Origin of the sequence: Lactococcus sp. DD01 (genome assembly GCF_001578715.1) — a bacterium.
GTDB classification, from domain to species: Bacteria; Bacillota; Bacilli; order Lactobacillales; family Streptococcaceae; genus Lactococcus; species Lactococcus petauri.
In genome coordinates this window covers 418721-428025 of sequence record NZ_KQ968939.1, presented here as the reverse complement: position 1 = coordinate 428025, position 9305 = coordinate 418721, and the positions used below count along the sequence as shown (strand labels likewise).

General features: G+C 32.1%; 8 protein-coding genes and 1 riboswitch. Of the genes, 5 read left to right on the top strand and 3 right to left on the bottom strand.

Annotated elements, in window-relative coordinates; all coding sequences use genetic code 11:
- Together LACDD01_RS12210 and LACDD01_RS02140 are read left to right on the top strand one after the other, a co-directional pair.
- Nucleotides 1-415 (top strand): LysR substrate-binding domain-containing protein (locus tag LACDD01_RS12210; RefSeq protein ID WP_231863343.1); only part of this gene is annotated, 415 nt, incomplete at its 5' end.
- A 152-nt stretch (nt 416-567) separates the two neighbouring features.
- On the top strand, nt 568-1221 hold the full coding sequence (locus LACDD01_RS02140) for a redox-sensing transcriptional repressor Rex (RefSeq protein ID WP_019299353.1): 654 nt from the start codon (nt 568-570) through the stop codon (nt 1219-1221).
- 151 nt (nt 1222-1372) lie between these two features.
- Here the strand turns inward: LACDD01_RS02140 and LACDD01_RS02135 are convergent, their stop codons facing one another.
- From LACDD01_RS02135 to LACDD01_RS02125, 3 genes are all read right to left on the bottom strand, one after another.
- Nucleotides 1373-2602: an FtsW/RodA/SpoVE family cell cycle protein gene (locus tag LACDD01_RS02135; RefSeq protein ID WP_061413062.1), complete on the bottom strand. Its 1230-nt coding sequence runs from the start codon at nt 2600-2602 to the stop codon at nt 1373-1375.
- Between the two features lie 203 nt (nt 2603-2805).
- Entirely contained in the window at nt 2806-5508 is a 2703-nt protein-coding gene (mgtA, locus tag LACDD01_RS02130) for a magnesium-translocating P-type ATPase (protein WP_061413061.1), read from the bottom strand.
- Nucleotides 5509-5779: 271 nt separating this feature from the next.
- Nucleotides 5780-5940: riboswitch (M-box (ykoK) riboswitch) on the bottom strand.
- A gap of 443 nt (nt 5941-6383) precedes the next feature.
- Nucleotides 6384-7301, bottom strand: coding sequence for a helix-turn-helix domain-containing protein (locus LACDD01_RS02125; RefSeq protein WP_231863342.1), 918 nt, complete (start codon nt 7299-7301; stop codon nt 6384-6386).
- A gap of 141 nt (nt 7302-7442) precedes the next feature.
- On the opposite strand from LACDD01_RS02125, the gene LACDD01_RS12205 reads away from it, so the two are divergent.
- The 3 genes from LACDD01_RS12205 (at nt 7443) to proC (ending at nt 9288) form a co-directional block, all read left to right on the top strand.
- The gene (locus LACDD01_RS12205; protein ID WP_156468485.1) at nt 7443-7874 is read left to right on the top strand and encodes an EamA family transporter; all 432 of its coding nucleotides are present in this window, start codon (nt 7443-7445) and stop codon (nt 7872-7874) included.
- A 116-nt stretch (nt 7875-7990) separates the two neighbouring features.
- The gene (locus tag LACDD01_RS12200) at nt 7991-8428 is read left to right on the top strand and encodes a DMT family transporter (protein WP_061414123.1); all 438 of its coding nucleotides are present in this window, start codon (nt 7991-7993) and stop codon (nt 8426-8428) included.
- 47 nt (nt 8429-8475) lie between these two features.
- The gene (proC, locus tag LACDD01_RS02110; RefSeq protein ID WP_019299359.1) at nt 8476-9288 is read left to right on the top strand and encodes a pyrroline-5-carboxylate reductase; all 813 of its coding nucleotides are present in this window, start codon (nt 8476-8478) and stop codon (nt 9286-9288) included.
- Nucleotides 9289-9305 lie beyond the last annotated feature (17 nt).

The following is a 9305-nucleotide window of genomic DNA, read 5'->3' as shown; positions in this document are numbered from 1 at the left end:
ACTTTACCAACGCGAATTTTATATCTTTGTCTCTAAAGATAACCCACTTGCCTCACGTCAAGAAATTTCGTTTAAAGAAGCCTTGGATTATCCTTTTATCCTGCTTGATGAAAGTTTTGTGCATATGGAAGCTTTCCAAAATTTGGATGAAAAATACAAGAAAAAAGCAAAAGTTCTCTTTAATTTTTCGGATATCCATACTATTGGCCAACTGGTCAACTCAAATGTTGGCATAACCTTGATGACCGATTTTCTTCCCTTTGCCGATATGGATAGTCTTATAAAGATACCACTAATACCTGAAGATAAGCAAATTTTTCATGTTCAATATGCTTATTTAAGAAGTACACTTCTCAATGCGGACTTGAAAGAATTGATTCGCTTACTGGATGAGCTAAATGAAAAAATAAATTGAAGAGAAAAGAGATTTTTTCTCTTTTTTCTTTGTTAAATTTTCTCCGTTTTTTTCACAAACTTTCGCCAACCGCATAATTCCGGAAAGAATTGTTTGACAAGTCCCACTCAAAAAAGGTAAAATATTCACAAAGACTATGTAAAGGAGATAACATGGCTGGCTCCCAAGTTAATAAACAACTACCCAAGGCAACGGCAAAACGTTTGCCTCAATATTATCGCTTGTTCAAACTTTTAGTTGATGAACAAGTAACACGCACAAACTCACAACTTATTTCGGAAAAAATTGGTGTGGATGCAGCGACGATTCGTCGCGATTTTTCACTCTTTGGTGAGCTGGGACGTCGAGGCTATGGTTATGAAACACGCGCTTTACGTGATTTCTTTGGAGAATTACTCGGACAAGATCAAGAAACGCATATCGCACTCGTAGGAGTCGGTAACCTTGGACGCGCCCTTATTAATTATGAATTCCAAAACCGCAATAAAATGCGCGTTACCCAAGCTTATGATGTTCCAGAAAACCCACTCGTTGGTACAACAACTTCTACAGGTGTTCCTATCTACGACATCGCTGACTTCTCTAAAAATATTAAAGATTCAAAAATTAAAACAGCAATTATTTCTGTAAATAAAGAGAACGCTCAAGAAGTCGCAGATATCCTAGTTAAATCAGGTATCAAAGGTATTCTTAACTTTTCACCTTTGCGTTTGCACGTACCAGAAGACGTCGTTGTTCAGTCAATTGACTTAACAAAAGAGCTTCAAACCCTTTTGTTCTTTATGTCAAATAAGGACATAAATTAAAATGAAAAAGTATAACTAACTAGTTATACTTTTTCATTTTAATTAGCACAGACTTTAATTCTCATTTATTAAGGAAAACATCCATAATAATGAAACAGTTTATATACAAAAAATTTATTACTGTAAAAAGCTTCTCTACGTTAAATCTTTATTAGACTTCTTCCAACAATAGAGATTCCTGAGATAAACGAATTATTTCCTTTCTTTTCTCATCGGCAGATACATTTAATACAAACCCAATTCCTAAAGATAAAATTAAGAAAGACGATCCTCCTTGTGAAATGAATGGAAAAGTTACACCTGATTCAGGAATAATTCCAAAAGCCCCTCCGACATTAACAGTAACTGATATAAGTAATGTAACTGCTATTCCTATGCTAATAAGAGAATTAAAAGAGTCAACCGCCTGAATACCAACTATTAATATTCTTATAATCATGAAGAATAACAATCCGAGTATAATCCCCCCTCCGAGTACACCCAATTCTTCTATAACAATTGAAAAGATAAAATCAGTATGAGCTTCTGGCAAGAAACCATGTTTTTGAATAGAATTTCCTAGTCCTAAACCAAACCAGCCTCCATTAACTACTGCATAATATGAATTTACCATTTGGTGTCCATATGTCTCTATTCCTCCGAATGGATCCACCATAGCTTTAAACCTACTATTAACGTAGTGACCTGGAATAACATCACCATTTACAGTATATAAGAATATAATAAATATAATTATCCCAATAATTAATACTCTTATTGCATATTTAAACCAATATGAAGATACGCCACTAGCACCAACCATACTACCAGTAATAACAAGAAGCATCACGGAACTCCCTAAGTCTGGCATAATTATTACTGTCCCTATCATTATAAGAATAGGAAGTCGCCAGCCTCCAAAAATTTTATAAAACAAATTTTGGCCTTTGAATAAACATTTTATATCTTGTTTATATATTTCATCCTGTTTATCTGAAAATACAGACGCTAGAAACCAAACAGTAAATATTTTTGCATACTCAGCGGGTTGAATTGTTCCAATTCCTGGTACTTGAATCCATCTGTGAGAACCATTAACTTCTGTACCTGGAGATAGACGAGTATACACAAGGGAAAGGATCAAAAAAATTAATATAAAACAGATTAATTTACGATTCTTTAGTGTCTTTAACTTCATTCTATATATAATAAAAAGTATAATAAAACTTAAAATCATAAATATAGCTTGAGTTACAACCATATGATATGGTGGCAGACCTCTAGATAGCTCATGAGGAACGGTTGTAGAACATACCATAACAATTCCTACTGCTGAGAGTAAAAGATATGGGATTAATATAGAATAGTTTAAGAAATTTGATTTTTTTAGACTATTTTTCATTTAAGTAGCCCTCATTTTCAGCTAAATTATTTTTCATATGGTAATTAAAATTATATCTGAAAATATGAAATTATTAATTAAACATAAGCAGAAATTACTTTCTTCACATTAATATAATTTTTTCAACCTTTCGAAATTTATTATTTTAATTTAGTACGTATAACGATTTATATATTTTTGAGTTATTAAATTAATTTAATAACTCAAAGTAACTCTCCGTACTTTTTAATAAATATTTTCTTAAAAATAGTTACTAAAACCATATATAATGCGATAGTTAAAAATAACCACGGGAAGAAACTTAATGGTAAGCTCATCAAACCGATAGATTTTCCAAAACCAGTAAAGGGAATAATTGTTAAACCAATAATCCCAGAAAATGTAAGAAAAGTTAATATCCCTGAAGCTCGACTTTGTAAGAATGGGATTTTTGCAGTTCTAAGCATATGTATCACTAATGTTTGTGTCCACATAGACTCCACAAACCATCCCGTATGGAACAAAGCTATAAATCCTATATAGGATGCACTCCCTGGTGTAAGAGTACTAAAGGAGCCAAACGTTGCTGGACAAATAACAAAAAACATTAAAAGATAAGTAGTAATATCAAATACAGAGCTAGTAGGACCTATCCAAAACATAAATTTACTCACGGAGCTCGCGTCCCATTTTCTAGGTTCTCTAATATATTCTTCATCCACATTATCCCAAGGGATAGCTGTACAGGATAAATCATAGATCAGGTTAAGTAAAATAAGGTGTATTGATAACATTGGCATAAATGGAAGAAAGGCACTGGCAGCTAAAACAGAAAACATATTTCCAAAATTCGAACTTGCCGTCATTTTGATATACTTAATCATATTAGCATATGTTTTACGTCCTTCAACAATTCCTTTTTCAAGAACCATTAAATCTTTTTCAAGTAATATAACATCCGCGGATTCTTTTGCAATATCCACAGCAGTATCAACTGAAATACCAACATCTGAGGCTTTCATAGCAGCAGCATCATTTATCCCGTCTCCCATGTATCCTACGCTATTCCCATTATTTCTAAGAATTGTTACAATTCTAGCTTTCTGCTTAGGTGATAGCTTTGCAAATACACTTATATCATCCGCAACTACAGAAAGTTGGACATCGCTCAGGCGATCTACTTCACTTCCGAGCAGAATCTTATCCACTGAAATACCGACTTGACGACATACAGCTCTGGTTACTTTTTCATTATCTCCTGTCAATATTTTAACGGAGACACCATGTTTCTCAAGAGCATGAATTGCTGCAGGGCAAGATTCTTTTGGTGGATCTAAAAATGCAAGATAACCCATTAAAGTCATTCCCATTTCATCTGAAACCGTTAGTTCAGCTACTGATTTAGGATTATTCTTCTGAGCAATAGCAATAACTCGCATCCCTTCAGCATTCAATCCGTCTACTCTCTTAAGAATGTATTTTTTAACACTGTCCGTTAACTGGACAATTTTGCCGTTATCTTCTACATATTGGCAAATACTTAGCATTTCTTCCACTGCACCTTTTGTAATGAGCTTCGTTTTTCCTAAGGTATCCCTAACAACTACACTCATTCGGCGTCTTTCAAAGTCGAATGGAATCTCGTCAATTTTACTATAATTGTAATCTAAAGTAGAAAGTTCAGGATATTTTTGTTTTTTATTTTCTTTCGCCTGAATAATTGCTACATCCATAAGATTTTTCAAGCCTGTTTGATAATAACTATTTAAAAATGCCTGCTCTAAAACATTGAGACTCTCAGAACCATGAATATCCATATGGTACATCAACGCTACCTTATCTTGGGTAAGCGTCCCTGTTTTATCTGTACATAGTATATTGGCTGAACCTAAGTTTTGAATGGAATTCAAATTTTTTATTATTGTTTTTTCTTTTGACATTGCAACAGCTCCCTTAGCTAAGCAAGCCGTTACAATCATAGGGAGCATTTCTGGAGTTAAGCCTACAGCTACTGCAAGAGCAAATAAAGTTGCTTCCATCCAGTCTCCTTTGGTAAAACCATTTATAAAAAGAACTACCGGAACCATAATAAGCATGAATCTAATAAGTACCCATGAAATAGAGTTAACACCCTTCTCAAAAGTAGTTTTTACTTGAGGTTCTATAACACTTTGTGCCATTTCACCAAAGATGGTATCATTACCAACAGCCACAATAAAACCTGTTGCGCTCCCGCTTATTACGTTAGAACCCATAAAAGAAAGGTTCGGAACTTCTGTTATACTATCATATTTTTGAGTAATAATAGTATCTACTTTTTCTACTGGATCACTTTCTCCAGTAAGTGAAGCTTGACTTACAAATAAATCTTTTGCTTGTACAATACGAAGATCAGCAGGAATCATATCACCTGCAGATAAATGTACTAAGTCTCCTACAACAATATCTTCGATAGGAACTTCTTGTTTTTCCAAACCTTTTCTATAAACAGTTGCTGTTGTTGTTATCATTTTCAAAAGATTTTCAGCAGCATTCCCGCTCCGTGTTTCTTGCACAAATCTTAGAAAACCAGAAATGACTACCATAGTTGTGATAATTATGACAGCCATAGGATCTGCTTCTCCCGGTTCTGCTAAGATAATATCTGTAAATATCGATACAACAGCTAGTACAAATAAAATTGCTGTAAAAGGATTTACAAATGCTTGATATATCCTATGAATAAGAGAAGGCTTCTTACCATGAGTAATTGCGTTACTGCCATACATTTTAAACGATTCTTCTATTTGTTTTTCACTTAAACCCTCAGGATGTATTCCATATTTTTTTAACAATTCATCTTTAGAAGCTACTTTAGCAAATTCCAATCTTAATCTAGCTCTTTTTAGATTATTTGATACTTCATTATTTTCTTTATTTTTTTTCATTTACTGCACCTCAATTTCATTAATAATCATTCTTACTTTTGATGTACAGCACCTAACCCTATTTATCTTTTAAATATTTAAAAGATGAGAACATAGTTACGCCTTTGCCTATAATTTTTTTAGTTAGCCTCATGGGGTCAGGGCTGCTAATACTTTCAGGGTCCATATGTTCTCACCTCCTCTCCAAATAAAAAACCTTGCCTACGTGCTTGAACGTAGACAAGGAAATAATTCCTGAGAAAAATAATAAGCTAAAAAGATAGCAAAGATTAATTTCATGTCATCGTTCAAGCTTTAGCTCCATAGGGCAATGTTGTTGCACTATTCCATGCCTTGTTTTTCGACATGAACTGTTGGCCCTCTCATCGTGTCTCCACGACTCTGCGGCAGCAACCCGTATCCCTATGGTAGCCTCACCTACCGAAAGTTATGTATTAAAAATCACATAACATGGTTATTGTATATTTTTACTTTTTATTTGTCAAATGAAAAGTAAATTTCGTTTTAACTAAATTTAAGTATTTCGTTATCAAAAAGTCATATAACTATGTTGTAACTCTCATTGATTTATGACCTTTTTATTAGTAAGTCTCTATATAGTCATAATTCTTAATATTTCTATAGAAATATTAAGGATTATGACAAGATTATACTTTTCGAGTACCATTATTATAATAATCATCTATATTAATATGATACTACTGGTCTTACATATCTCGAAAAACTGACTTAGAACAACCACCAGAGGTAAAATAAAGATATAATATATTTAATAAAAAAGGCAAGATATATTTGCCTTTTTATTTCAAAAAATTTTTTTGTTTCTTTATTTTAATTATTTTTTTTTCGAATATATTTTCTATAAGCACCTGGGGTCATATTAACGTGTTCTTTAAAAAGTTTAAAAAATAAGTTTTATCAGAATAACCAACTTCTTCAATAATTTGTTGCACAGATAAATCTGTTTGTGATAAATATTTCTTAGCATAGTCTATACGGAATTTTATTAGCCACTCCGAATAACTACATCCCGTCTCTTTTTTTATTAATGCTGATAAATAATTGGGGTGAAAGTGAAATTTTTGAGAAATATTTTCTAAACTAACCGTACGGATATTATTTTCTATAAAATTTAAGATTTCCTTAGCTAGGACATTATTAGAGATATCCGAGTCATGTAAACACAAGCAACTATCTGTCATTTGACTCATCTCAACAATTAGTAGAACAAAAGCAGCTTTAGTTAACTTATTATTAAAATAACACATCTTTACTACTTGTTTTAGTAAAGATAGAATATAAAAATGCACATCATCCATAGTACTAAATTGATAAATAAAATAATGACTAACATTTTCAGTATCATACGAAGTACTTTCCACAAAAAATCTGTAAAGCATTGACTCTTCTATAAATTGATTGAGTAAGCTATTATTAAAATAATTTAATTTAAAATAAAATCCAGTAACTACCGTTTCTGAGGATAGTTCTTGATATTCAATTTTTGTACTTTTATTTGCTAAAATGAGCATCCCTTCATTATATAAAAATTTTTTATTATCTAAATATACAGCAACGCTTCCCTTAAGTACATATATAATTCTTATATAAGGAGCTGTATATGTAAGCCTACCTGATGTATTTTGACAGACTAAAGCAGCGATTTCTCGTCTTAAATCTTCATCAAAACTCTTCAGCTCATCAATCATACCTGACTCACTTTTAATATAACAGTCTAAAGTTTCTAAAAAAAACCAAAAATGTGTAAAATCTTCTCCAGACACTTTATACATAATAACTCCTCTAAAATCTTAAAATAACCTACTAATAAAAGTATATATGACAGATTTTAATTTTGCAAGCTATTCATTATAATAAATATTGTATTTATTTTTATTGTGAAAAAACAAACAATGGAAATTGGAGGAAAACACATGAGTGAAACACTCAAAAAAAATGCCCCGAAAGCTGCTACAATTGCAATTGCTGCAGTTATTGCAAACATAATTTGGGGAACACCATTTAAACTTATTAAAGTCATGAACATAGAGATGGGAATAGTTCCTGATTTATTGGGAAGTAATTATCTCGGACAAGTTCTTGCAACTATTAGTCTTCGTTTTTTTATAGCAGGAATCATGACACTCATATTTGCTAAAATCATCAAAAAAAATATACTAGAAGTTAATAAAACTCAATGGAAAGAAGTTATACTAATGGGGTTAGTTTCTACGACAGCAGCCTATTTCTTTTTTAATATTGGTAATGTAAATATAACTTCGACAATAAATTCAACAATTTTAGCACAGTCAACAATTTTTTTGCAGCAATCCTTGCTCACTTTGCATATCAAAATGATAAATTAAGCACCAGCAAAATCTTAGGACTTGTTATTGGTTTTATCGGGTTAATTATTTCTCAGTTAAATGGCGGAACACATATTAGTGACATGTTTTCTTTTTCTATTACTGGAGAAGGTTTTATGCTTATATATGGTTTGCTTGCTAAAAAAATTGGGTCATCTCTAAATTCTTTCGTAATGACAGGTTGGAATTTAATTATTGGTTCTCTGTTTCTTTATATAATCGGTTTTTTAATGGGGGGACGTTTATCAGCAATAAATTGGACTGCTACTGGTATAATTCTACTAATAATACTTGCTGCTGCATCTGCTATTCCTTTTAGTTTATGGTATTGGGCAGCCCAATACGCAAATCTTGGAGAAATAACTGTTTATAAATTTATTATGCCAATTTCGGGTAGTATTCTCGCCGTACTTCTTGGAGAGCATTTTACTACTTCTCTTGCCATTGGCTTGATTTTAGTTTGTCTCTCTATTGTTCTAATCAATCGTCCTTCACAATTTAAAAAGTTAGAAAGACATAAAGAAACCAGAAAACTTAAAAGCAATAATTTGTAAGAGAAACTCTAACTAAAAAAAATAATAAATAACAGAAAGAAGAAACTATGAAAATTGGATTTATTGGAACTGGAAATATGGCTTCTGCCATCATAAAAGGCATTATAAAAAATAATTTTGTCGCAAGCACAGACATTTACCTTTTTGATGTGATGACTGAAAAAGTCAACATTTTTTCAAAAGAAAACAATACAAATGTATGTGCTTCAACTTCAGAACTTATTTCTTCTGTAGATACTGTTGTGCTTTCAGTAAAGCCTAATATTATTGAGAAAATACTGACAGAAAATAGAAAAATGATAATAGAAGCAAAGCCTTTGTTAATCTCAATAGCAGCAGGGACACCTACTCAGAAGATTTATAACTTTTTGAATACTAATGATAAAATTCCTATTATCCGTGTGATGCCAAATGTGAACGCTATGATCGGTAAAGGTGCTGCTGCTGTTTGTGGTAACACATTTACCAGTAATGAACATATCAACTCAACTTTAGAAATGTTTAAATCAGTTGGATTAGCTTGGTCACTTCCTGAAAAAGATTTTTCTAACTTTACAGCATTAGCAGGAAGTTCACCAGCATATGCCTACTTGTTTATTGACAGTATCTCAAGGGCTGGAGTAAAAAATGGTCTTCCAAAAGATTTATGTAATGAAATTGCTGCCCAAGCTGTTTTGGGAAGTGCAGCTATGCTTATTGAAAGTAAAGAAAATCCCTGGACACTGATTGATAGAGTATGCTCGCCAGGTGGTACAACTATTGCTGGTTTAATGGCACTAGAAGATGAGTCATTTATTTCAACTGTTGTTAAAGGAATAGATGCAACTATTATTAAAGATCAAGAAATGAATAACAAATAATAAAAAAGTGGATTAAT